This window comes from Verrucomicrobiota bacterium, assembly GCA_027622555.1.
Taxonomy (GTDB): Bacteria; Verrucomicrobiota; Verrucomicrobiia; order Opitutales; family UBA2995; genus UBA2995.
In genome coordinates, this window is the sequence record JAQBYJ010000085.1 from 1 (window position 1) to 24,244 (window position 24,244).

Consider the following 24,244-nt stretch of genomic DNA (forward strand, 5'->3'; position numbering starts at 1 on the left):
GGATGCTTCCTGGCCGTGCATGCAGGAAAAATCCCAGCATGATCTAGGTATCCCATTCCAAATGCTCGTCAATCACCGTGCCAAATAAAAATACCGTGGGTGGGTTTGGAATAAATACTTACGCAACCCCGTCACCAGTCAGTGATGGAAGATTTGTTTACCTGCATTATGGAACCTATGGGACGGCCTGCATAGATCCGAAAACAGCAGAGATTCAATGGCTGCGCCGCGATGTCAACTGTCGTCATTTCCGTGGGCCAGCCTCTTCGCCGGTTCTATATAAGAATCTGCTCATCCTCACTATGGATGGTGTCGATCATCAGTATGTTACCGCCTTGAATAAAGCGGACGGCAAAACAGTTTGGAAAACGGGTCGAACAACGGATTTCAATGATCTTCTGGAAGGAATTCCGAAGAAAGAAGGGGATGAACGAAAAGGTTTCAATACGCCATTGATTATTACTGTTGATGGGAAGGATCAGCTGATAAGTGTAGGAGCGAAATCCTGTTTTGCCTATGATCCCATGACTGGTATGGAAATCTGGCATGTCGATTTTCCGAGTCATTCCGCAGCTGCCAGACCTTTTTTCGATGGTGAGAAGGTCTACGTCTCAACCGGGTATGGTAAAGCGGATCTTCTTGCGATCCGTCCAGATGGGAAAGGTGATGTGACTGATTCTAAAATTGCTTGGGTGTATAAAAAGAACGTTCCACGTCGAGCTTCGTTTCTGGTCCTGGACAAGCGACTTTATATGGTGGACGACGGAGGAGTGGCAACCTGTTTGAATACTGAGGACGGCGAAATGATATGGCGAGATGGGTTAGGAGGAAACCATTCCGCGTCGCTCATTCATTCCAACGGTCTCATTTATGCATTCAATGAGTTTGGGGAAGGCAGATTGTTTAAACATGACGACACTTTCACCATCGTTCGCGAGAACAAATTGGACAACGGTATGTTCGCTTCACCTGCCGCGGTTGGAAACTCCATCCTCCTCAGGACAACGACGCATCTTTATCGCATCGACGGCTAAGGGGCATTGCTGACGGAAGTTTTCCGGACTTCCTAATTGAGATAGAGCTTCTCCAGTTGTTACATGGGCGGTCGAACTATTTTGCGTCATTTTCCCGATTTGTTATCTAGGACAACTTCCACCTTGCTCAGCCTGAAAGTATTGTATTCACTGAGTATTTCTTATGCGTCCCCTCCAATTAACCCTCATCCAAATTCTGTTATTTCTAAGAATTGGAGAAGAAAGAAATCCGCTTCATGGTTATTCTGTATTGTTACTACTTTATTTCTAGTTAGTATTTTTATTTAGATTTCTATTCTTAGATTCCAATGAATTCCTCAGGCCAACTCCCCAATCTTCAACAAGTCGAGGTATAAAATTCCGTGAAGGCTTCCCTCTATTCTTTAGCGTGGACAAAGATAATGATAAAGAATTTCACTGCAAAGAACCTTGAGTATTACGCGGCCGGACTATTGGTGCTGGTTTTCGTGGCATTCTGGCCAACTTACTTTTCAAAATTCTTCGATGGGACGGCTGATTTTTCTCACTACTTCCATTTTCATACAGTGACTGCCCTACTGTGGGTGGCATTCCTCATCACCCAACCGATTCCCGTTCGGCAAAAGAAACTGAAACTCCACAAAAGATTGGAAAGTTCTCCTACCTGCTTGTCCCCATTCTGTTCATCTCTGTAATGCTGCTCGCTCATCACCGGGCAGACCCGAACGCCGAAGACCTTGGCTGGAGGTTGTGGATCCCATTTTAAGATCTTTTCATTTTTTCGTTTGGATTCGGCTTCGCGATCTATTTTAAGAAGAAGCCGCAAATCCACGCGAGAGGAATGATCGTAGCAGGGATGGCATTGATTGAACCAACAATGATACGGTTTTTCGTGAATGTCTTAGGCATCGAAAGACCTTTGGGGTCCTACCTGGGAATTGCTCCCGATTATATTATTCTTATCACCCTTATCATCCTAGAGCGAAAATCCAAGATGGGGAAGTGGGTGTTTCCCTGTGCCCTTGGGTTATTTTTGTTTATTCACACAATCAAGACCCTCAAAACGACGCCACAATTTTGGGACTCATTTGCTCAATGGTTTGTTTCACTACCTTTGACATGATTGTGACCACAAAAAGTAAAGTTCAACAAGTCAGGTGTTTCAATTCCGAGAAGCTATGCTCCTCTTCTTGAGAAACCTTTACGATGGCCGAAAAGGATTATTGACGTTTTAGCGTTAAAACTCCGTTATCTGTCACATGAAAAGAGCAACCGTGTATTTTGAGGAAGATTTACATCGTGCACTTAAAATAAAAGCCGCCGAAGCATCTTCCTCCGTATCTGACTTAGTGAATGACGCAGTTAAGCAAGCCCTGGCCGAGGATTTGGAAGACTTACAAGCGTTCAGGAATCGAGAGTCCGAACCCACAGTGGATTTTGAAAGTTTCCTGAAGACTCTGAAAAACGATGGACGAATATAGAATCGAAATCAAAAAGTCTGCAGGAAAAGAACTTCAAAAAATTAAAGGAAAAGATCAGGAAAGAATCATTGAGCGGATACGCGGCCTGGCACAAGAGCCAAGACCCTCTGGTTCAAAGAAACTTTCCGGAGAAGAAAAATATAGGATCCGTCAAGGAGACTATCGCATTTTGTATCAGATATTCGATGAGACAGTGCTGATTGTCATAGTAAACGTCGGACACCGTCGAGATGTATACAAAAAATAGAGAACAATTTGCTCCTCTTAGGTGAGTTGCACAAGAAATCACGAGCAGTGGAACTGCCCACGATTGTCAGAACGGGACATCTTCTCAAATTTTCAATGGTTATTGCCTGCTCGGAAGATCTGATTGATTCTGAGATAGTAGCCATAAATGATAAGAACATGATAGCGGTCTTTTTATTAAATAGCCTGGTTGTCTCGATAGCGGTGGTTATCCATTACGAGTTCCTATTTCGCATTACTCTCCTGGTGCCAAAAATGAAGATCAAACATCGCTTCAGGATTGTGATGGGAGTCTTTGGTGCTCTGATTGCACACGCAGTGGAGATCTGGGTATTTGCTCTGGCTTATTATTTCATGCACCATGAGGATGATTGGGGGAGCTTGATAGGAAACTTTAATGGAACCTTATTGGACTGTTTCTATTTCTCATCCACCACATTTACCACCTTAGGTTTTGGGGATGTTGAGCCGTCTGGCCGAATAAGGTTTTTAACCGGAATTGAATCGTTAACCGGATTGGTGCTTATCACCTGGACGGCCTCGTTCCTATATTTTGAAATGCAACGTTTCTGGAGTTCCAGATAGTCTAGCGCCTCGCGGTTATTGGTTCAAAGATCTCAGGTTTTTGATTGGCAGAATTTTCTGGGCGCTATTCCAGGATGAAACGGAGGCGATAGAACTTGGTGTCTGAGGGTAGGCTGGAGGTATCGAGTTCGAGGTTAATTCGGCCGGCTGTTTCGCCGCTGAGAATACTGGAAGTGTAGGCATCGGTCGTTGCCCAATCTTCCATATCGGAGGAACACTCCAATTCGAAGGTCGCATCCGAGATTCCGTTTGCCCAGGGGAAGGAAACATCCAGCTTTCCGGCCTCTTCGCTCGACCCGGATATCGGTAACACACCGTAAGTGATTTGGTTCGGGTCCGTTGCAAAGATGTACTCCAGTAAGTTCAGCCAAGTGTCTGTGTCTGGATTTGCGCTCTGACCACTAATCGATTCGTTTACCTGGTCATCGGCGGAAAAGGTGTCCGCTACCCAGGTTTCATAGGTTTTCAATTTCGAGACTGCCTCGACCGTGACTGCGGTATCCGAGTATTCGATTTTGAATTCGAGATCTTCGCGAAACGGATCCATGCCGACTGTTGAAAATGTCCCACTGATTGTCCCTGCGTTTAGGACCTCAAAGCGATCGCCTGCCTGAGGGACAAAGTCGTCGATCAAGACAACTTTCAAGGCGCCATCCAGTACCGCATTTCCGGTTACATCTACAAAGTCGAATTCCGTTTCCCGTTCATAACCTGCCAACTCTATTTCAATAGAACCTGTGGTGGTTTGTTCGTAATCTCCGGTGATGGTGGCAGTTCCAGTAGAAGCTACTGAGATCAGGTCTCCAGATTCCCCGCTATCCACTTGCATTTGGTTTTCATTAGCAGGTGGAAAGCCGAAAAATGAATAAGGGAACAGCTCTCCACCATTTAAGATATTACCTTGGAAGAATATTTCCCCCTCGAAAGTGGATCCGTCATCCAGGATCAAGAAATTGTCTACAACAAAATTGGAATCGTTGAGGATTAATTTCCCTTTTTTCTTTATCAATATAGATCCTCCCACTCTGGCATTAGTAACGTTGTTCAGTTCAAGTATGCCTTTGAGAACGAAACCGTCCGGTATTTTTGTTGGTAAATCACCGAACTCACCCAACCCTGTAATATTCAATCGGGCGGTTTTTGCGATGCCTGTAATCTGGATGTTTTTTGGGATATCCACTTTCCCACCTACGTTCCAAGTGCCATCACCAAACACACCGTCTGTAAAATTTCGCTTACTCAGAAAAGATAATTTTGATCCAAGGCCGACAGAGACGGTTTCAAAGTTTATTAACGCTGCGTTGGCTCCCAATTCGTTGTCCGAACCTGAGAAGGTAAGATCTCCAAAATTCCAAACTGCATTTAGGTTGCCTGTTAAAATGGTCGTTTGGGGGACAGGGATAGAACTATCTATCTTCGAAATGTGATTAAACGAAGCGTTGTTGAACAACAACTTTCCCTCTTTATAATTAACAAAATCACTATCATTGACGAAAATGCTTCCTTCAAATTGAGCGTTCGCATAACTATCGATAACAACAGATTCCAGAAGAATTGAGGTCGTCCTCGAATTTCCGGTAGACCTAAAAAGGACGGCTGGTCGAGTGCCCATGTGAGATTTAGTAGAAAGTTGAACTTTTCTGTCAGCGCCTCCTCCCAGATTCAAAAAGTCGTCAGATAGTGCATATCCCAAGGTAGAATCCTCGAAGCGAACATTTGCCGCATCAAGAACGGGCGCACCTCCGCTTAGTACGCCCAATTCAGATTGAATCACCATTAACTCACCGGGGCCATCTATTATAAACTTTCCCGAGCCGAATTTGTGATTTCTGTCGTCGCCAATTGCTCGTCCTTCAAGCAGCAGAGTCGCAGCTTCGCCAATATAGACTGTTGACTCGCCGCGGCTATCTGGTCGTTTCCAACGACTATTTTCCAGATTCAGAGATGTCGAATCTGCCAACGAGACCCTACCTCCATCAACGTCGAGCGAATCGACAGAACTTCCACCGCTAATTTGTTTAAGATCAGAGTTTGTTGATAATAGCAGCGGACCTCCTGAGATATGTGTTGGTCCCGATTGCTCAATCGTTAGTCTATTCTCCAGCCCTGCTTTCAATTGAAGGTTTGAGAATAGTTTCATCGTACCTTTGTTAATTGTGAGAGGCTCAATCGTTACTGTTTCTGATCCAGTCGATTGAACTTTTAGAACCGAATTTGGATCCAATATTAGTTGTGAATTGTGTGGTGCGATTCGTTTGATGACTCCGTCACTAAATTTGTTATTTGGGCCTGTGAGTGTTAAAGTATTGTTTTGGAGTACTATCTCCGCCCCATTGGTGAGATCTAGACTATCGATGCTTGAATAATCGCTCAAATGCAGGTCCTGCTTCAACGTTAGTGACCCCCCGGATTCAATTTTTGCGATAGAAGCACTCTTGGTTTCCAACACAACATCAGCGAACGTCACCTTTACGTTTTCGGTTTCGCGGCCTCCGGGAGGGTTTACCCAGTTGAGGTCTTGATTGTCCTCCCAGTTACTGGTATCTCCATTTTTGCCGTACCACAGATTGTTTCCTGCTGCCCCGTTCCAAAAGTAGTCGTCTCCAGATGCACGAACTAATTTGGAACGAACAATAGCTTTTTGGCCTTCCACAATGCCACCGGTCAGCTCTGCCAGAAACACCACTTCGCCAATATCGCTCAATCCGCTCATGATGCCTTCATCGTTTCCGGTGCCTTCATTTCCATTGGTTTCGAAGGATAATTCCTTGATCGTTCCGTAGTTGGATTCGTTGATGATGAGCTCGGATCCGGTTCGCGCGATCAGACCCCAGTTGCCTTCCTCATCCAACAACCAAAGGCCAAAGTTGTTGTCTGGAGTAACGAGTGGAACACCGCCCAATTCGAGGGTACCGAGCATCGCCACTTGTCCTTTAGCATTTACAACCCAGTGCCCTATACTTGCCAGTGTCGCCCCATCCGTTCCGGGGGCTACACCACCCGTCTTCACCAGGCGTTTGAGTCTGTCACTGGAAAATCTCCACAAACTATCTATAAATTGAGGTTCCCTAGCCCTGAAATAGATGTCTCCCAATTTATTCACAACTGGACGAGAGAGAACACCCTCCAAGCTTACTTCTTCATCCTCAATGGTAGTGAATGTGCGGCCACCAACAATGACAGCTCGTACCTCACCGCCTTCGATTGAGGCTTCGAGTATTGCCACCTGATTTGTCAGCATTGAATTGGCATTGAACACGATTCTTCCCGCTGAGCTTACTGACGCCAAGCGTGGGAGATTGCCTATTTGGGTTAGGGCGAAGTCTCCCAGAAAAGGTTCGTTTGAAACAGGAGTTCCGCTTTCAAATACCAATTTTAGTCCATCACCTTGATAGCTGTATATCCCGGTTCCATTAAAAAAAGTCCATTTGGGATCCAGGGGATTGTAGGAGGCATGGATTACCATGTCTCCCCTTGGATTGGTGACCATGCTCTGGAAGGCGTTCAGATTGGAAAAGGGAATTTCCTCACTGGTTCCGCTAGGGGCACCTCCTTTGGCTATAATAGTGATAGCGGAGTTTTTATAAGCGATCAGGTCATCAAAGTTAAATTCCGGATCCGGTCGCTGTGTAAACATTGTAATCGGATCGAAGGTGGAGAATATCGGGTTACTCCAACCAAATCCTCCCCCGTTCGGCAATAATGAATCAGGAGGACCGTTAGAAGCTGGATTCAACACCAAATAGATCATTTATAACCAGGCCTCGTTGAGTTCCTGCGATCACGATATCATGGTCTCCCAGAAAAAAGAATCTAATCTGTCCATGAATTACGGGGTTAGAGTTAGTATCAGAGAATGGCCATGGGGATTCGGTGCCGGCCAACGCAACGACCTTCGGGCTACCTTCTTTGGGATGTGCCCAGACACCGTCATCGATAAAGAGTGGATGATTTAATTATCCTAAATAACCAACCGTGCCGTCATTGCTGATTACTGGGACTGAAACGTTTACAAACGGTTGCTCCGTTCCCGGTGCGTTGGATCCGTACGTTATCGCGACTATTTCACTGGCCGCATCGTCCGCGTAGACTGTGTGGCACAAGGTGAAACCTAGGGCAATCAGGTAGAAGCTAAAGGTTATTTGTAGGGATAACGGCTTATGCCGGACGCGAACCATGGTAGGAAAAAGTAGATCCATCCCAGAAAACGAACAAGTTAAAATTGGTTAGGAGCGATGTCAAACCTCGAAGAATAGGTCTATTTCACCGCTTCTCGCCAAGTTGCCCATTCGTTGCGGAGACGTTGAAGTTGATTTTGATAGCGTGGCTCGCCAGCGAGGTTGACTGTTTCGTTGGGATCGATGTCCAGGTCGTAGAGTTCTTCCCAGCGAGCGGTTCCTTTCTCTTCTTCTCCAGGGACGAGGTAGCGGGCGTATTTCCAGCGTTCATCGCGATAGCCCTCACTGAGAGCGATGCGACCTTGGGCTGTGAACCAATGCTCGTAAAAGAAAGAGCTGCGCCAGTCGGTTGGTACGGCGCCATCTACCAAAGGCTTGAGGTTGACGCCTTGCATCCCTTTCGGAACAGAGACACCGGCGTATTCAAGTAGAGTGGGGGCCATGTCTATGGCCAGGGCCATTTCCTCTCGGGATGTGCCGCTCTGAGATGGATCCAGTCGAGGATCGTAAATGATTAATGGGATACGGATGGAAACTTCATGAGGTGTCCACTTTCCGGCAAAGCCGTATTCTCCCAGAAAGAAACCATGGTCGGAGGTAAACAGGATGACAGTGTTGTCGGCAAAGCCCTGTTTCTCCAGTTGCTCCCGAATCCGACCAACAACTACATCGACGCCCGTGATGAGGCGGTAATAATCTTTGACCGACTTCTGGAAAGTTTCTGGTGAACGGAAGCGAATGGCCCAACGGTCGCGATTGATGCTGTTCTTTAAAAAGTCGGGCATGCGGTCATGGTATTCCGCGGCTGCTGTGTATGGTCGTGGCATCGTGATGTCGCTGTAGAGATCGGCAAATGCAGGATCGGAAGGAAATTGATCGGAATAAATGTCAGCCGAATCCTGAACGTGGGCAGCCTTGAAACTAATGGATAAATGGAAGGGTGTACGGGTATCGCAGCCCTCCAGGAATTCAATCGCTTGATCTCCCATCTTGGCTGTGAGGTGCTGGCCTTTCTTTTCCTTTACGTCCCCTTCAAAGTAATGGCTTTGACCGGGAAACCCTTTGTTGAAGTCGAGAATACCGTCGGCCTGCTTTGGATCGCCAACACCCCACTTTCCGATAAATCCGGTTCGATACCCGGCTTTTTTGAGTTGAGCAAGATAGGTGTTGCTCAACTGTTCGGCGGTAAAGTCGTTGCCAAAGTTTATGATCCCGTGGCGCGCGGCGTATTGTCCGGTGAACACGCAAGCCCGGTTGGTCATACAAATGGCTGTGGTGACAAACGCGTTTTTAAACAGCACGCCTTGGGAAGCCATCTTGTCAATATTCGGGGTCTGGATGATGGAATTCCCCATGCAACCCAACGTGTCGGCCCGCTGATCATCCGTCATCAAGTAGATGATGTTTGGATTCGACCCGCTCACCACAGATGAATGGTCGGCAGCGAAGAGCTGAGAATAAAGAGCTATAAGGAGGAATGGGAGTAATCGAAGTGCTTTATAAGAAAACATAAGTTCACACAGATCAGAAAGTTATTAAAGCGAAAGACTGAAAGCGGGTCAGTGGTTATCGATTCGCCTGGTAGGCAGATTTCAGGTGTTAGAACTGCGGCGATGTGATTGTCGTCTTAACTCTGTTCTGAATAATAGTGGTTCTGGCTGGAAACTTTTGGAATATTCGTCAGTCTACAGGCTCTTCAATAATGTCTGTTCTCAAAATCACCTTCTTGTGAGGTTGTTCGACTCTATTCATTTCTAAACTCAATAAAACTCATTATGATCAAATCTAAATTCCTAATATCGACCCTGCTCTTGATTGGGCTGACCGCATCTGTATTTGGCGCAGCCCACAAATCAGGTGAAAACCTCACGACTTTTCAAAAATCGTTCCTGGCTCATTATAGCAGTGAAACGGATAAGCTGGTTCAATTGGCGGAAGCTTTTTCCGAAGACGGAATGGAGTGGCGTCCTGCGGAAGGCGTACGTTCGGTTCGCGAAGCGATTCTGCACGCGGCCAGTGCCAACTATTTCTTTGCCGGTATGTTTGGTGCTGAAACACCCGAAGGAGTTAATCCTCGCCAATTCGAGAAGACCATTACTACCAAAGCCGAAACTGTTAAAGTGCTTAAAGCCAGCATCGCCCACGCCAAAAAGGCGGTAAGAGCCCTCGACGAAGCAAGTCTCAATGAGAACATTAAATTGTTTGGACAAGAAGCTCCTAGAATGCAGGCAGTGATGCTTGCAGGTGGTCATTGTTATGAGCACCTTGGGCAACTTATCGGATACGCACGTTCTTCAGGTGTAGTTCCACCCTGGAGCCAATAAGCAGAGAAACCATTTATATCATTTCGCCACGGCACCGGTTTTGATCGGTGCCGTTTTTTATTTCTGCTTGGCATTGAGCGCCAAGTGAAAACATCATCTATCGAAATGGCCCAAGTATACTTCTACTATTCCGCGATGAATGCGGGCAAAAGCACCTCTTTACTGCAATCGAGTTACAATTATCAGGAACGAGGGATGAAAACCCTTCTCATGAAACCTTCGATTGATCAACGCGAGGGAACTGGGAAAATAGTGTCCCGCATCGGGCTGAGTAGTGACGCTTACGAATTTAAAAGTACGGAAGATTTGCTTGCATTGATTGCCTGCAAACATAAGGGGAGTAGTCTTGCTTGTGTCTTGATTGACGAGTGCCAGTTCCTTACCCGTGATCAGGTGCAGCAACTTTGTTCGGTGGCTGATGATCTGGGAATCCCTGTATTGTGTTACGGTTTGCGGACCGACTTTAAAGGAAATCTTTTTGAAGGAAGCATGGCTTTGCTCGCATGGGCTGATCGTATCCATGAACTCAAAACGATTTGTCATTGCGGAAAGAAGGCCACGATGAATCTGCGGATGGGCCCGGATGGAAAAGCAGTTAAGGAAGGAGCTCAGGTTGAGATCGGCGGAAACGAACGGTACGTGGCGTTATGCAGAAAGCACTTTCGAGAGGCTATGGTATAAATGGTAGGGTTGGCTTTGAATTGATAATGAAAATGCCAAGCTGGGGTTTGCACTCCCAGGGAAATCGCAGCTAAAGCAGTTCCTGCAAATTCATGGCAAATACTCATCTGAAATAACTGAGTTGTCTTATCCTTTCTTAGTTATTTTCTTTGGTTCCATGAATCGTGCTTTTCTTCTTCTTACCCTTTGGACTTTAACTTTGGGCCTTTCGGGGCAGACGCCGTCTATCCAAAAATCGGCTCCACTCAGTACGGGTTCACCACAAAGCGTTGGTCTGTCGCCCGAGCGTCTGGCTCGCATTGATACGATGGCCGAGTCCGCCATTGCGGATAATGATGTGCCAGGTGTAGTGGCATTGGTTGCCCGGAAGGGAAAGATTGTTTACCACAAAGCCTTTGGATTAGCCGACAATGCAAGTGGTCGTAAAATGAAGAAGGACGACATCTTTCGAATCGCTTCTCAGTCCAAGGCGATCACTTCGACAGGAGTCATGATGCTCTGGGAGGAGGGGTTCTTCAAACTCGATGATCCAGTTTCAAAATGGATTCCGGAATTCAAGAACCCGCAAGTGTTGGATAGTTACAACTACACCAGCGGAACTTACACGACTATACCCGCCAATCGGGAAATCACGATTCGGCATTTGCTGACACACTCGTCCGGCCTTGGGTATGGCCTCATTGACGCGGATGAGCGCATGAAACTCATCTACAAAAAAGCCGGGATCACTGATTTGTTCACTACCGAACCGGTAACCATTGGGGATAGCGTAAAGAAGTTGGCGAAGCTCCCGTTGCACTTTCATCCGGGCGATGGGTATCGTTATTCCGAAGGGTTGGATGTGCTGGGATACTTCATCGAAGTGGTGTCCGGAATGCCTTTCGACCAGTTTTTGAAAACCCGTTTGTTCGATCCGTTGAGAATGGAGGATACTGGTTTCTATGTGCCGGACAACAAAGCCCATCGCCTGGTCACCGTGCAAAAACCAGAAGACGGCAAATGGGTAAAGTACACTGGAGTAGAAGGATACTACGATGCTGACTATCCCATCAAAGGTGCGAAGGCCTTTTTCAGTGGAGGCGCTGGGTTAACCAGCACGGTGCAGGACTACGCGACCTTTTTGCAAATGTACCTCAATGATGGTGAACTCAATGGTATTCGGTTTTTGAGCCGGACAACGATTGATACCATTATGTCTCCTCAGGTGGCGCTGAATAGGGAAACCGAAGATTACGGACTGGTCTTTGGTTTGTTGAATGAAAAGGGAGTTGCTTTTGGTGGACCGGGAAGCGCTGGCACCTTCAGGTGGGGAGGCTATTTTAATTCCCAGTATTTTGCAGATCCCAATGAACAGATTATTGGAGTCATAATGAAGCAAACTCGATATCAGACAACGGATGATACGAGTTGGCAGTTTGGCCAACTGGTGTTTCAGGCGATTGATGATCAATAATTACGAAAAACAATAACATTTTATGAAGCTTCTCTTAATCCTCATTTGTCTAAGTCTGAGTGTTTCGCTTTCCGGACAGACACCTTCTACTCAGAAATCACCTCCTTTAACCAAGGGTTCTGCCAAAAGTGTAGGGATGTCGCCGGAACGTTTGGCGCGAATTGATAAAATGGCGGAATCGGCCATTGCCGATGGCGACGTTCCCGGCCTCGTGGCACTGGTAGCTCGGGACGGCAAAATTGTTTATCACAAAGCTTTTGGCATTGCCGATGCCGAGATCGGGCGGGAGCTGAAGAAGGATGATATCTTTCGCATCTTTTCTCAAACGAAGGCGATCACTGCCACCGCAGTGATGATGTTGTGGGAAGAAGGATTGTTTAAACTGGATGATCCTATCTCAAAGTGGATTCCAGAATTTAAAAACCCGCAGGTTCTGGATACTTATAATTACACTGCTGGGAGCTACACAACCATTCCCGCCAATCAGGAGATCACCATTCGACATTTACTTACGCACTCCTCAGGAATCGGCTATGGTGCAATCGATCCTGATGAGCGTTTACGCCTCATTTATAAAGAAGCTGGAATCATTGAAGCGGTAACTCAAAAACATGTTTTAATTTCCGACAACATCAAGAAGCTGGCGAAGTTGCCCCTTCATTTTAATCCAGGAGAAAAATACTCCTATTCCATGGGCCTTGATGTGCTGGGCTACTTCGTAGAAATTCTTTCAGGAATGCCGTTGGATGAATTCTTTTCCTCCCGAATATTTGAACCTCTGGGTATGAAGGATACTTATTTTTATTTGCCTGAAAATAAGGTCGACCGTCTGGTTCTAACGCATGGTCCAAAGGATGGAAAATGGGTTTCCTACATTGGGGACGGAACCATTGATCCGGACTATCCCTTCAAAGGTGCGAAGAGTCTTTTTAGCGGCGGAGGAGGCTTGTTGAGTACAGCCACCGATTACGCAAACTTCCTGCAAATGTATCTGAACGGTGGTGAGTTGAATGGTAAGCGCCTACTCACCCGAACTACCATCGAGACTATGATGGCTTCCGGTGTGGATACGTCCCCCGCCAGTCAATACGGATTGGCATTCAGTGTATTGAACGACAAGGGAGTTGCCCAGGGAGGCCTCGGGAGTGAGGGAACCTTCAGTTGGGGTGGAGCGGCCAATACCCAGTATTTTGCGGATCCTAAAGAACAAATCATTGGAATCATTTTAAAACAAACCTTCGGGCAAAAAACCGACGACACACGATGGCAATTCAGGCAGTTGGTGTTTCAGGCGATTGATGATTAATGTCGTGGAGGATTTTCCCTTTCCTGGAAAAAAATAGCGGATTCCAGGTTTAGGGACTTCTTATTGTATCGGCTTTTCATTCTCCTTTAGTAAAGCTGCTCGTTCGTATACGTTCATTGTCTTCTACACCGGTTCCTTTCATGCATGTTTCATTAAAATTTGTCCTTTCCATTATTGCAGTTTCCATAACCTGTCTCGGGTTTGCTAATTCGGGCGCAGGTACTTATAAGAGTTTGTTCGATGGAAAGTCCCTAAATGGTTGGGAGGGATCCTCCGAATACTGGCGCGTTGAGGAAGGTTCGATTATCGGTGAAATCCCTGAGGGAGAGCGGCTTGAAAAAAACCACTGGCTGATCTGGCGGGGAGGAGACGTAGCCAATTTCGAGCTTCGGCTTCAGTTTCGTCTTTCAGGAAATCCCCGGGCGAACTCCGGCATCCAATTTCGTTGTCAGGCCACGGGCATCAATGAGGTTAAAGGGTATCAAGCCGACCTCGATATGGGTGCCATGTGGCTTGGACGTATTTATGACGAACACGGCCGCAAGTTGCTGGTCGAGCGCGGGGTACGGGTTTTAATAGACGAACAGGGAGGTCGCCTTGAGCAGGGTTTTGCCAACAAAGATCAATATGCTGTGTTGTTCCGTGAAAACGAATGGAACGATTATAGGATCGTTGCCTCCGACGAATTTGTGTCGGTCTATGTTAATGGGACGCTTTTCTCTCAACTGATTGATCGGGAAGCCGGCGAAAGAGATCTGACAGGGCAACTGGCGCTTCAGCTTCACAGCGGTGGACCAACATTGGTTGAGTTCAAAAACATACGTCTCCGGGAGCTTCAACCGGGGGATCATTCATTCGATGTGGTTGCAGCACACTCGGCTCTGGAGCCTACGCCGGGAATCATTCCAAAGACAGCAGATGGGCGACATTTGAACCTGGGATTCGAAGATGGGACTTTAAACGATTGGATGGTTGAAGGAGAAGCGTTTGTCGGACAACCGGTAAAAAAAGATACGATCAGTGAACGCTGGCCGGATCAGTTGAGCGGTAAGGAAGGTGATTACTTCATTACCGGTTTTGAGAATAAGGGTGACAGCAAAACGGGCACTTTAACTTCTGTTCCCTTTGTCGTCGATCATCCGTGGGCAAGTCTATTGGTGGGAGGAGGTGGTCGACTTTCCTGCAGTGTTGAGGTGGTGTTGAATGAGGACTCCCGGAAAGTGATTCAGAGTTTCCGCGGGCATAACCGGGAGCAAATGGAGCGCGTTTATTTCGACCTCAGTGCCCATCTGGGCAAGGAAGTTTTTATTCGTGTTGAAGATCAGATTTCGGTCCCCTGGGGTCACATTAATTACGATGACTTTCGGTTTTATGCCGATCGTCCCCACGAAGCGGGTACTTCAGCGAGTGCGAGGGTTCGTGAAAATCCGATCCTTGCACACCTGGTTCAAAACCCGATCGAACCTTCAGGTAATGGATCGGAAACGGTGGGGGTTATGTCCGTAGTCGAAGGCTTTCAAGTCGACATCATTGCCGCAGAACCAGACCTGCATCAACCCATTGCATTTACTTTTGATGCCAAAGGCCGTATCTGGGTGATCGAGGCACACAGCTATCCAAGCAAACGCGAGGAAGGTGAGGGTCTGGATAAAATAGTGATCTTTGAAGACAGCGATGCCAACGGAAGCTATGAGACGCGTAAAGTGTTTATTGAGGGTCTCAACCTCGCCAGTGGATTGGAGCTGGGTTTTGGCGGGGTTTGGGTGGGAGCAGCACCTGAGTTGTTGTTTATTCCGGATCGGGATATGGACGACAGGCCCGATTCCGAGCCAATCGTGCTGCTGGATGGTTTCGGTTATCAGGATACTCACGAAACCTTGAACAGTTTTATCTGGGGTCCCGATGGATGGTTATATGGTAATCAGGGTATTTTTAATTCCGCACTGATTGGGAAGCCGGGTGTTCCGGATGAGGAACGACTGCTTCTTACAGCCGGAGTATGGAGGTATCATCCAACACGGCATGAGTTTGAAATATTTGCCTATGGTGGTAGTAATCCCTGGGGTCTGGATTTTAATGAAATGGGACAGTTGTTCATGACCCATTGCCGGAGTCGTTGGGGGCGCGGTTTCTCCACCTACGTCATCCAGGGAGGTCATTTCTGGAATCAGTCAAATAAAGGACATGCTGATTTTATAGCGAATAATGCTCTTGAGAATTTCGATCATTTCCCAAACTACTTATTTGCGTCAGCACGTTATGGACATGGAGAAGGAGGTGCTGGTAAACCTGGAAGCCGGGCCGTTTACGGCGGACACGCCCCGGTTGGGAGCATGATCTACCTCGGTGACAATTGGCCGGAAACTTACCGAGATCATTTGTTTACCCATAACATCCATGGTCACCAGATGAACCACCAGGTTAACCTTCGTGAGGGCAGTGGTTATAACACTGTGCATGGAGGTTTCGATATGCTGTATTCTCCCGAATCAACTTACCTCGGAGTTAAACTTAAGTACGGACCAGACGGTAGCGTCATTTTCAGTGATTGGGTAGACCTGCAGAAATGTCATAATCCCAAAGCAGAACAATGGGATCGTGGGAATGGTCGTCTCTACCGTATGGCTTGGGCGGAAACGTTTCAGCCGGTCAAGGTCGACCTGCAAAATGCAAGTGATGCTGAGTTGGTTAATTACCAGCTTCATCAAAACGATTGGTATGCGCGGACGGCGCGTCGGCTACTTCAGGAACGTAATAATCAAGGTACCCTTTCCAGGGATACCGAAGCACAGCTGGAATCGATGGGCTTTAATCATGAAGATCCGGCGAGACGATTACGAGCGCTTTGGGCCTTGTTTGCTATTGGGAGTCTTGATGATTCTGCCGCTCAAGAGTTCCTGAAAGATGAAAATGAATACGTTCGCGCCTGGACCATTCAGTTACTGACGGATGAAAAGAAGGCGTCCACCCGGATGCAGAACCATTTCACGAAATTGGCCAAGTCTGACTCATCACCAGTTGTGCGTTTATATCTGGCATCAGCCATGCAGAGAATAAGCTCATCGGCTGCCTGGAAAGTGTGCGAGGCTCTGGTACGGCATGAGGAAGACAAAGACGACCGTTACCTGCCTAAAATGATTTGGTATGGACTGGCTGAGTTGATGAGAGAAGATCCCGATCGTGCCTTTCGTCTGGTGGATAAAAGCAGGATAGATGTACTGTTTGATTATGCCATTTGGTTTAGTGCCAATCTTCAAGGGAAAGCGTTGGATCGGAGTTTAAAAACTCTGGGATCTGCAAAAAACAAAGAGCCATTGATTGAGGCGGTTGCACTAGGGCTGGAAGGCCAGAGAGATCTCAATATGCCGCGTAGATGGAAATCTGTTTCCGGGAAGTTGTACGATAGTTCTAACGAACGTATCGCCAAATTGGCACGGGTAATTGGTTCCACATTTGGAGACACCTCCATTTATCCGGAAATGCGCGACATCCTGGCCGACACCGATGCACCTCTTGATGAAAGATTGAATGCGCTTGGCATTCTGGCAGATGCGGAAGATTCGGACTCGGTCGATTTGTTTATTTCTCTATTGGACGATGAAGACTTCACAACTGCTATCATTGAACTATCTCCCCAGCTGGACAGATCCGATATGGCCGAATTACTGATTGGACGATTCGATCAGTTTAGTGAGAAGGAAAAAGAGGCAGCGATCAATGCGCTCACCAAACGGGAACCCATGGCGGTTGCCTTGTTAGATGCTATTGAAAAAAGGATTATACCTAAAAAGCACCTAAGCGCCTACCATGCTCGCGAAATGAGTGTGCTTAACAGTCCGGAAGTGGAGGAACGACTTTCCCGCGTTTGGGGTAGGGTAAAAGAATCGCCCCAGGATGTTGCAGCTAAGATTGAGAAATTGGATACGTTTTATTCGCAAGCACCTCTCTGGGCTTTCAAGGTCAAGGAAGGTAAATCTCATTTTGAATCCCTCTGTTCTTCGTGTCATTTGCCCAACGAAAATAAAGTGCTTCTTGGACCCGACCTGACAGGTTCAGGTGAAAATGGTGCCCGTTATTTTCTGGAGAATATCATCGATCCCAATGCGGTAGTGGGTAGCGATTACGAACTGACTCTGGTTGAAACGCATTCGGGGCAAACCGTTTCCGGGATGATCGAAAACGAAAACGACACTGCTGTTTCCATTCAGACTCTTTCTAATTTGATAACGCTCGCAAAATCGGAAGTAAAAAAGATTACCAGACTGCCTCAGTCCATGATGCCTCCAGGTTTGATGGATACCCTGGATGAAACTCAACAAGTTGAGCTGTTAAAGTATCTGACGACTTTGTGATGTGACGAGTGAACAGTGGCGGTTTTTTTGTAGGAGCTGCTTTAGCTGCGATTGAACACCTTCGATATACGATTCGCAGCTAAAGCAGCTCCAACAACTACCGCTGCCGCGATAAACCCTGCCAGGTACCCGGGATATCCGGCAGGCAACAAAGAGTCCAACCACCCAAGTTTGGAGGCGATTACTATGATCAGTCCAACAAGTCCGCTTGCACCTGCCCATTTGGCTCCGATCTTTGGAAAGTAGAGTCCAGCGATCATGGCAGGCGCTAGCTGAAGCATTCCAGCGAAAGCATTGAAGGCCAGTTCGGAAACCAGTTCGGGCTTAATGCTGGCGATAAAAGCGAAAATAGCTATCGAGAGCGTGAACCAGCGGTTGAGTTTTAGGATACCTGTATGGGATGCCTCCTTTTTTCTGTACCACTGTTCGCTGACTATAAAACCGATGCTTAAAAGAATAGAATCTGCGGTCGACATGGTTGCGCAGATAACTCCCACAAGAGCTAGGGCTCCCAGCACCGCTGGCACCGTGGTCATTATTTCGCCGATGATTTGATCTCCGCTATCTAGACCGGGAAATATAACGGCTCCACCTAAGCCCAGCGTACCTGCAATGACGGTCAACATGATGCCCATAAACGGAAAGATAAACATCATTAGGGTCAGATAACGTTCTTCCTTCACGATCATAAAACGCTGGGCATTATGAGCCATAGGCGTTGCACCTAAAGAAATGAGTAGGGCCAGGCCGATAACATTGACGGGTGAATAGAGTCCCTGGGGACCCGGCAGACTAAGGAGGGAAGGGGTTGAGACACTGTCAACGTCCGCGATAAATTGATTCAAGTCGAAAGCCCAATAAATCCCAACAAAGACAACTGTTACCGCGATGCACCCTGCAATTGTGAGCATCGCTTGAATGACATCGGTTTTTATAATGTTAGACAATCCGCCGGACTCGGAATAAAAATAAATGACTACCAAGGCAAAAGCTGCGGTTGCGACATAAGGTAACCCAAGAGAGCTTTCCAGCATTCGGGCGAAGCCGGTTATCTGTGCCGCAAGGTAGGGAACCAGGCATGCGAGGGATACCACAATGAAGAATAGTTCAAGTGTTGGGGAATTGAACGGCTTTAGGTATAGCTGAATGGGAGATCTCGTGTTTGGAAACTCGCGCGACAATCTCCACATACGCTTGCCTATGGTTCCTGCGATCACTGCCAGAATGACATAGCCCAATGACGCGAATAAAAAATTTCCTACGCCGTGGATGTAGTAATAACCGGCTCCACCAATCAGCGCCGCCGCGCTAAAATAAGTTGCCCAGAACGTAAGAAGAGAGGGGAGGAATTTAACAGACTTGTTGGCCAAAAAGAACTCACCTAAATCCTTCGATGGCCTTTGGAATGATTTGAACGTTAAGTAAAGTAACCAGCCCAAGTAGATGAGTAAAAAGGCCGATGCCCAAAGTTGAAAAGAAGTCATCGATAAAGATTAAGTGTAGGAGTAGCTTTAGCTGCGATCCTTTTATGATTGATAATTGACCACCTTGAGTAACCCCCCATGCTTTTTTCAGCTCATGACCACTTTAGCTTATCCACGTGAATGCACGTTTTCTGAGAACGATTGGAAGATTCTTTCAAATATGTGGTACCCGCTGGCACTCGAAGCTGAGATAGGTGAATCGCCGATTCAGAAGAAACTGCTGGATGTGGATCTGGTTCTTTCTCGTTCGAACGACGGCTATGTGGTGGCGAAGGATGTTTGTATACACCGCGGAGCACCTCTGTCCAAAGGGTGGGTGAAGGACGGTTGTTTGGTGTGCCCTTATCATGGATACCGTTTCGATGGAGACGGAAAGTGTGTGTTGGTCCCCAGTCATCCTGAGTGGAAAATTCCGGATAAGCTTCGATTGCAGACTGTACTTCACGAAGAACACTACGGAATTATATGGGTGTGTCTGGGAGAGAAGCCGACGAATCAAATTCCTGTTTGGGAGCCTGAGGAAAGTGATGGAAATTATCGCCGCTTTCACCTGGGACCGGAAATCTGGGACTGTTCAGCTGGTCGCCTTATTGAGAACTTTATCGATAACGCGCATTTCTCGTTCGTGCATCAAAATAGTTTTGGGAAAGAGGATAGTGCAACTATGGGGGCAGAATATGCATTCGCCCAAAACGAATTCACCATGATAATGGAGTTCGATTACAAAGCCTCGAATCCCGGGGACTCACCCATTGAAAATGCCACAGAGTTGGACCGCCACATGCAACGGACTTTGTTTCTCCCGTTTTGCACGCGAACGGTGATTAGCTATCCCGGCGACCGTGAGCATGTCATACATTTTAACATCGCTCCTGTCTCAGCTCGCAAAGCTCAAATTATCGCTGTATTTCATCGCAACTTTGACCACGACGTTCCTGTGGAAGACCTGTTAGCCTGGGAGAAGAAAATTATCTACGAAGATCGCGCCATAGTTGAACTTCAGAAACCGGAAGAGATTCCTTTGGACATTGCTCAAGAAGTGCATGCCAAGGCTGACAAGGCATCCCTGGCTCTAAGGCATTGGATGATTAAGCGGGGTCTCGAAGGCGATATGACTGCCTGACTTTCCTGAACCTGAAGATACTTACAATCTCAAGAGCCAATCGCGACACAGGTCTTTCCATCCAGAAACCGGGTACGCGCTTGGACGAAGGCCGTAGCCGTGTCCTCCTGTTGGAAAGGTGTGGAGCTCTGAGGGAATGCCGGCCTTTATAAGGGCGGTGTGGTAGGCGATTGCGCTTGGAAAATGTTTAATGTCGTCTTGAGTCTGAACGATGAAAGCCGGTGGTGCATCGGCATCCATGGTAAAACCCGAAACCATGTTAAACTCTTGGTCTCCAATGTAGGCTGGATAAACCAGGACCGTAAAATCCGGACGACACAAAAGGGCGTCGGCTGCATCGACGGCCGGGTAGATTCGTTTTCTCCATTGATTGCTCAAAGTGGCTGAAAGATGTCCACCTGCAGAAAATCCGAGTACACCGATTTGTTCTGGATTCAGGTTCCACTCTTCAGCTTTGCTTCGCATGAGGCCCATTCCGCGTTGAGCATCCTGTAAAGCGCCTTCCCGGTTATTAGGTACCCGGTATTTAAGGACGGCTGCCGTTATGCCAATCGAGTTGAGCCATTCTGCAATCTCCTCGCCCTCCAAGTCCCACGCGAGTATGCCGTATCCTCCTCCCGGGCAAATGAGAACGCCTGCAGTGGGGCGACGTCCTTTTACTGGGTAAACGGTGATGCTGGGATTTGCCACGTTGGTGACACGTGTAATCACACCTCCACCATTTTTTGCGCTTGCTTCACTGGTTTCAACCAGGGAAGCGTCGTGCGGTACTGGAACGCCTGTAGGCCAAAGCGGAATCACAGTTGGCGATACAGTTCGAGTTTTCTCTCCGAAAAGTCGATCTAATGACGGCTTCAATCCGGTAGCCCAGAGTCGGTATCCTTCCTTTTTAGGATGCAGAAGATCCGGCATGATATTGCGAGGCAGGGTTCCATCTCGTTCGAGAAAAAGGTGATTAATATCCAGGAATTCGGCTCCTTTCTCAGCCGCCAAAGCTGGAAGGGCTTTATTGATCTCTGCGTTAACTATTCGTTTCGGGTCTTCGGTTGTGGCTCCACGAGGAAAAATAGCATGCAAGATAACTTGGGTGTCGGGTAGCCGATTGTTAAGTTCATCTAGAATTGCGCTGATCCCTTGAATAGTCTCCGCAGCGGGTTGGCCTTCGGCTTGACCTGTATTATTGGTTCCGATCATAAGCACGGTCACTTTAGGGGACAGGTTCTTTAGAGCTCCATTCTCTATGCGCCACAGCACATGCTCGGTTCGATCACCACCGATTCCGAGATTGAAGGCTCCGTATTTAGCAAAGTTTTCCTCCCATAACCCGGTGTCCCATCCATGGGTAATTGAATCGCCGATAAACAGCAGTTCAACCTCCTCTCCTCGTTTGGCAGCTTCCGCCAGTTTATTCTCATAGCGGTCTTTCCACGATGGTTGGTCCAACCTGGATATTGGAACTACGGAGGCTGGTTGAGCAACGGTTGAAATGGAAGCTACTACCATGAAAAGGAAGGTGCTTAGAAGGAGAGAAAAACAATTTTTCATTTTGTGTTATCGAGTGAAAATTTAGAGTGAACCCATTGGGGATGAGTAGAAAGATTTTTGTCGTTGTTCGATGTTGGTTAATTAGCAACTCCTGGACGGATCACCTGAAAAACGATCAAGACTGAGAAATTCGATAGGGTGACGGGTACTTCCATCCATTGCGAGATCGGCCAAAATTTCTCCTATCACGCTCGCGAATTTATAACCGTGGCCGCTGAAACCTCCTGCGATGGTGACCCGGTTGTTTTCGGGGTGTTTCCCAAGAATAAAATGTTGATCAGGAGTATTCGTGTACAGGCAAGTGCAGGACTTGATTAATGGTCCTGCTGAACCAGGGATGTATTGAGCGAGTATTTCTCTAAGCGAATTGAGCTCAGCCGGGGTAGGTGGTTCCAGTGCCATTCCTATTTCAGCCAGTGGGATTTGGATGCCAGGTTTGTGTTGGGCTATTTTTAATCCTTTCTGACCGGGAAGAATCGGAAAACCATAGTGACCGTAAGGTGGATCCGTTTCTATAAACCAACAGGGGAAATTTTCCGGACTAAATTTATCTGGATTCGTTTCCGGTTCAAACCAGGCTTGGACCTGACGCGTTACGGTAAGTTGGACTCCCAGGTTCTTAAAAATGCGTTGGGTCCAGGCACCGGCGCTGATTATCAACTGGTCGGCAAACAGTGTGCCCTCGGCTGTCCTGACCTCCACACTTTGAGGAGTCGCATTCCAATTCAGGGCTGGAGTATTGGTCAGGATTTTTGCCCCTGCTCCTGATGCTTGCCAGGCATGTTCTACTATGCCTTGTTCAGGTCGGACGTAGCCTCCATCTGTTTCGAATAACCCTATGAAGGAATCAGGCAATGAGAAGGAGGGGAAGGTCTCCTGTATTTCTGAAGCATTGAGGAAACGGTGTGGCAATTGGTGTTGTCTGGCTGAATGGAGGGCACCTGAAACGATCGAATCTTCAGGGCAGCCAAAGTAGACGGCTCCTGTCCTATTAATGATAGGTTCTGAGGCTTTTAGCTGAAGCTCGTCCCACAATTCGTATGCTCGGTTGAGTAAAGGTACGTAGTCCGGGTTTTCGTAATAGGCCTTCCGAATCATCCTGGACTTTCCATGGTGTGAACCCTGATTGTGAGGAATTTCGAATTGATCAAGACCTAGGACCTTGGATCCCCGTTTGGCCAGATGGTAGCAAGCTGCGGATCCCATGGAACCGACTCCTAGAACGATGACGTCAAAATGATTATTGGCGGAAGGCATAGATCAAAGCTGAAGACTCAAGGATGAGACTCAAGGATGAGACTCAAGGATGAAGAAAATGACAACGCCGTCGAGTAAAACTACGGTTCCAGGATAAGCTCGGGAATTGGATTTGAATCAAATGAGGGTAGGGCATTCTAACCGGATAGATATGAAAAAAACCCGGCTGCTGTTGCAACCGGGTTTTGTATGAAGAGTATAGATACTTCGGGTTTAAGAAGCGGCTTTCTCTCCTGCATCAGACGGTGCTGGAAATAAGTGCACATCTGTTTGCGGGTAAGGAATTGAGATTCCCTCTTCCCCAAAGCGGTTAAAAACAGCCTCAAGGGTTTCGAAGTATACGTTCCAGTAATCGGCAGCGTTCACCCAGGGGCGAACAACAAAGTTCACGCTGCTGTCACCAAGTTCGGATACCCCGATGGTGTAAGCTGGGTCCTTGAGGATGCGTGTGTCGTTATCCAGGATTCCTTCAAGGACGCTACGTACTTTCTTCAGGTCGTCGCCGTATCCGCAACCAATAACAAGATCCACGCGGCGGGTAGGCTTTGTAGAAAAGTTGGTAATTGCACCTCCCATGACTTGAGAGTTTGGCACTATGATAACCTTGTTATCGGGAGTGCGCATAACAGTTGTTAGAATGGTGATTTCCTCAACGACTCCGAATACACCTCCACCATCAACGGCATCCCCTTTTTTAAAAGGACGGAACATAATGATAAGAACTCCGGAGGCAAAGTTTGCCAATGAACCTTGAAGGGCCAAACCGACAGCCAAGCCTGCGGCACCAAGAATGGCGATGAAGCCCGTCGTTTTAACGCCCAGGTAATCCAATGCGGCCAATACCACACAGACCATAAGGATCATATAAACGCCATTGCCTAGGAACGAAATAAGCGTTTCGTCCATTTTTGCCTTGCCCATGGCCTTTTTGACCAAGTCCGTGATTTTTCGTGCGAGCCACTTTCCTATTACGAAAATAAGAAGGGCTACGACTGCGGCTGTGATCCAGCCCGGTCCGTTAGCTTGTATTTTTTCAATAGCTGTATTTATGAAGTCCATAATTAATGTATTTTAGTTACTGTGAAGAGAATGATTTAATAACGCAGTCATCAGAAAATACCCGGAATTGACTAATGGGCACTTTGAATAATCAGTTTTTCTTTAGTTGAGACAAATAAAAGTTCTTGGTGGATTCGGACACACAGGATTAATACTG

19 protein-coding genes are annotated in these 24,244 nt (G+C 47.2%); 11 read left to right on the top strand and 8 right to left on the bottom strand.

The window, feature by feature from the left end; genetic code table 11:
* Window positions 1-77: 77 nt before the first annotated feature.
* On the top strand, window positions 78-1,034 hold the full coding sequence (locus tag O3C43_18465; protein ID MDA1068474.1) for a PQQ-binding-like beta-propeller repeat protein: 957 nt from the start codon (window positions 78-80) through the stop codon (window positions 1,032-1,034).
* A 538-nt stretch (window positions 1,035-1,572) separates the two neighbouring features.
* On the opposite strand, the gene O3C43_18470 is transcribed toward O3C43_18465, so the two are convergent.
* Window positions 1,573-1,845, bottom strand: a complete 273-nt coding sequence (locus O3C43_18470) for a hypothetical protein (GenBank protein ID MDA1068475.1) — start codon at window positions 1,843-1,845, stop codon at window positions 1,573-1,575.
* A 427-nt stretch (window positions 1,846-2,272) separates the two neighbouring features.
* Between O3C43_18470 and O3C43_18475 the strand changes: the two genes are divergently transcribed.
* The 3 genes from O3C43_18475 (at window position 2,273) to O3C43_18485 (ending at window position 3,325) form a co-directional block, all read left to right on the top strand.
* Window positions 2,273-2,494 carry a CopG family transcriptional regulator gene (locus O3C43_18475; GenBank protein MDA1068476.1) on the top strand — a complete coding sequence of 74 codons (222 nt, stop codon included), beginning with the start codon at window positions 2,273-2,275 and terminating at the stop codon, window positions 2,492-2,494.
* Window positions 2,481-2,741: a type II toxin-antitoxin system RelE/ParE family toxin gene (locus tag O3C43_18480; GenBank protein MDA1068477.1), complete on the top strand. Its 261-nt coding sequence runs from the start codon at window positions 2,481-2,483 to the stop codon at window positions 2,739-2,741. The genes O3C43_18475 and O3C43_18480 overlap by 14 nt, the downstream gene beginning before the upstream one ends.
* A 158-nt stretch (window positions 2,742-2,899) precedes the next feature.
* Window positions 2,900-3,325, top strand: a complete 426-nt coding sequence (locus tag O3C43_18485; GenBank protein ID MDA1068478.1) for a potassium channel family protein — start codon at window positions 2,900-2,902, stop codon at window positions 3,323-3,325.
* Window positions 3,326-3,389: 64 nt separating this feature from the next.
* On the opposite strand, the gene O3C43_18490 is transcribed toward O3C43_18485, so the two are convergent.
* Window positions 3,390-6,962: a hypothetical protein gene (locus O3C43_18490; protein MDA1068479.1), complete on the bottom strand. Its 3,573-nt coding sequence runs from the start codon at window positions 6,960-6,962 to the stop codon at window positions 3,390-3,392.
* Window positions 6,963-7,149: 187 nt separating this feature from the next.
* On the opposite strand from O3C43_18490, the gene O3C43_18495 reads away from it, so the two are divergent.
* A complete protein-coding gene (locus O3C43_18495; GenBank protein MDA1068480.1) occupies window positions 7,150-7,281 on the top strand; it encodes a hypothetical protein in 132 nt (43 codons plus the stop codon).
* On the opposite strand, the gene O3C43_18500 is transcribed toward O3C43_18495, so the two are convergent.
* Window positions 7,282-7,524, bottom strand: a complete 243-nt coding sequence (locus O3C43_18500) for a hypothetical protein (GenBank protein ID MDA1068481.1) — start codon at window positions 7,522-7,524, stop codon at window positions 7,282-7,284.
* Between the two features lie 59 nt (window positions 7,525-7,583).
* Window positions 7,584-9,014, bottom strand: coding sequence for a sulfatase (locus O3C43_18505; GenBank protein MDA1068482.1), 1,431 nt, complete (start codon window positions 9,012-9,014; stop codon window positions 7,584-7,586).
* A 264-nt stretch (window positions 9,015-9,278) separates the two neighbouring features.
* On the opposite strand from O3C43_18505, the gene O3C43_18510 reads away from it, so the two are divergent.
* The 5 genes from O3C43_18510 to O3C43_18530 all read left to right on the top strand — a co-directional run bounded on the left by O3C43_18510 (window position 9,279) and on the right by O3C43_18530 (window position 17,619).
* Entirely contained in the window at window positions 9,279-9,827 is a 549-nt protein-coding gene (locus O3C43_18510; GenBank protein MDA1068483.1) for a DinB family protein, read from the top strand.
* Between the two features lie 105 nt (window positions 9,828-9,932).
* The gene (locus O3C43_18515) at window positions 9,933-10,508 is read left to right on the top strand and encodes a thymidine kinase (GenBank protein ID MDA1068484.1); all 576 of its coding nucleotides are present in this window, start codon (window positions 9,933-9,935) and stop codon (window positions 10,506-10,508) included.
* Window positions 10,509-10,665: 157 nt separating this feature from the next.
* Window positions 10,666-11,961 carry a serine hydrolase gene (locus O3C43_18520; protein MDA1068485.1) on the top strand — a complete coding sequence of 432 codons (1,296 nt, stop codon included), beginning with the start codon at window positions 10,666-10,668 and terminating at the stop codon, window positions 11,959-11,961.
* Between the two features lie 22 nt (window positions 11,962-11,983).
* Window positions 11,984-13,267 (top strand): serine hydrolase, encoded by a 1,284-nt coding sequence (locus O3C43_18525; GenBank protein MDA1068486.1) that lies wholly within the window; start codon window positions 11,984-11,986, stop codon window positions 13,265-13,267.
* 140 nt (window positions 13,268-13,407) lie between these two features.
* Window positions 13,408-17,619, top strand: coding sequence for a DUF1080 domain-containing protein (locus tag O3C43_18530; GenBank protein ID MDA1068487.1), 4,212 nt, complete (start codon window positions 13,408-13,410; stop codon window positions 17,617-17,619).
* A 41-nt stretch (window positions 17,620-17,660) separates the two neighbouring features.
* Here O3C43_18530 and O3C43_18535 read toward each other — a convergent pair whose 3' ends face one another.
* Entirely contained in the window at window positions 17,661-19,103 is a 1,443-nt protein-coding gene (locus tag O3C43_18535) for a sodium:solute symporter family protein (GenBank protein MDA1068488.1), read from the bottom strand.
* A 94-nt stretch (window positions 19,104-19,197) separates the two neighbouring features.
* On the opposite strand from O3C43_18535, the gene O3C43_18540 reads away from it, so the two are divergent.
* On the top strand, window positions 19,198-20,226 hold the full coding sequence (locus O3C43_18540) for an aromatic ring-hydroxylating dioxygenase subunit alpha (protein MDA1068489.1): 1,029 nt from the start codon (window positions 19,198-19,200) through the stop codon (window positions 20,224-20,226).
* A gap of 21 nt (window positions 20,227-20,247) precedes the next feature.
* Here O3C43_18540 and O3C43_18545 read toward each other — a convergent pair whose 3' ends face one another.
* The 3 genes from O3C43_18545 to O3C43_18555 all read right to left on the bottom strand — a co-directional run bounded on the left by O3C43_18545 (window position 20,248) and on the right by O3C43_18555 (window position 24,087).
* A complete protein-coding gene (locus O3C43_18545; protein MDA1068490.1) occupies window positions 20,248-21,771 on the bottom strand; it encodes a GDSL-type esterase/lipase family protein in 1,524 nt (507 codons plus the stop codon).
* A gap of 81 nt (window positions 21,772-21,852) precedes the next feature.
* A complete protein-coding gene (solA, locus tag O3C43_18550) occupies window positions 21,853-23,028 on the bottom strand; it encodes an N-methyl-L-tryptophan oxidase (protein ID MDA1068491.1) in 1,176 nt (391 codons plus the stop codon).
* Window positions 23,029-23,241: 213 nt separating this feature from the next.
* Window positions 23,242-24,087: a mechanosensitive ion channel gene (locus tag O3C43_18555; protein ID MDA1068492.1), complete on the bottom strand. Its 846-nt coding sequence runs from the start codon at window positions 24,085-24,087 to the stop codon at window positions 23,242-23,244.
* Window positions 24,088-24,244: the final 157 nt, after the last annotated feature.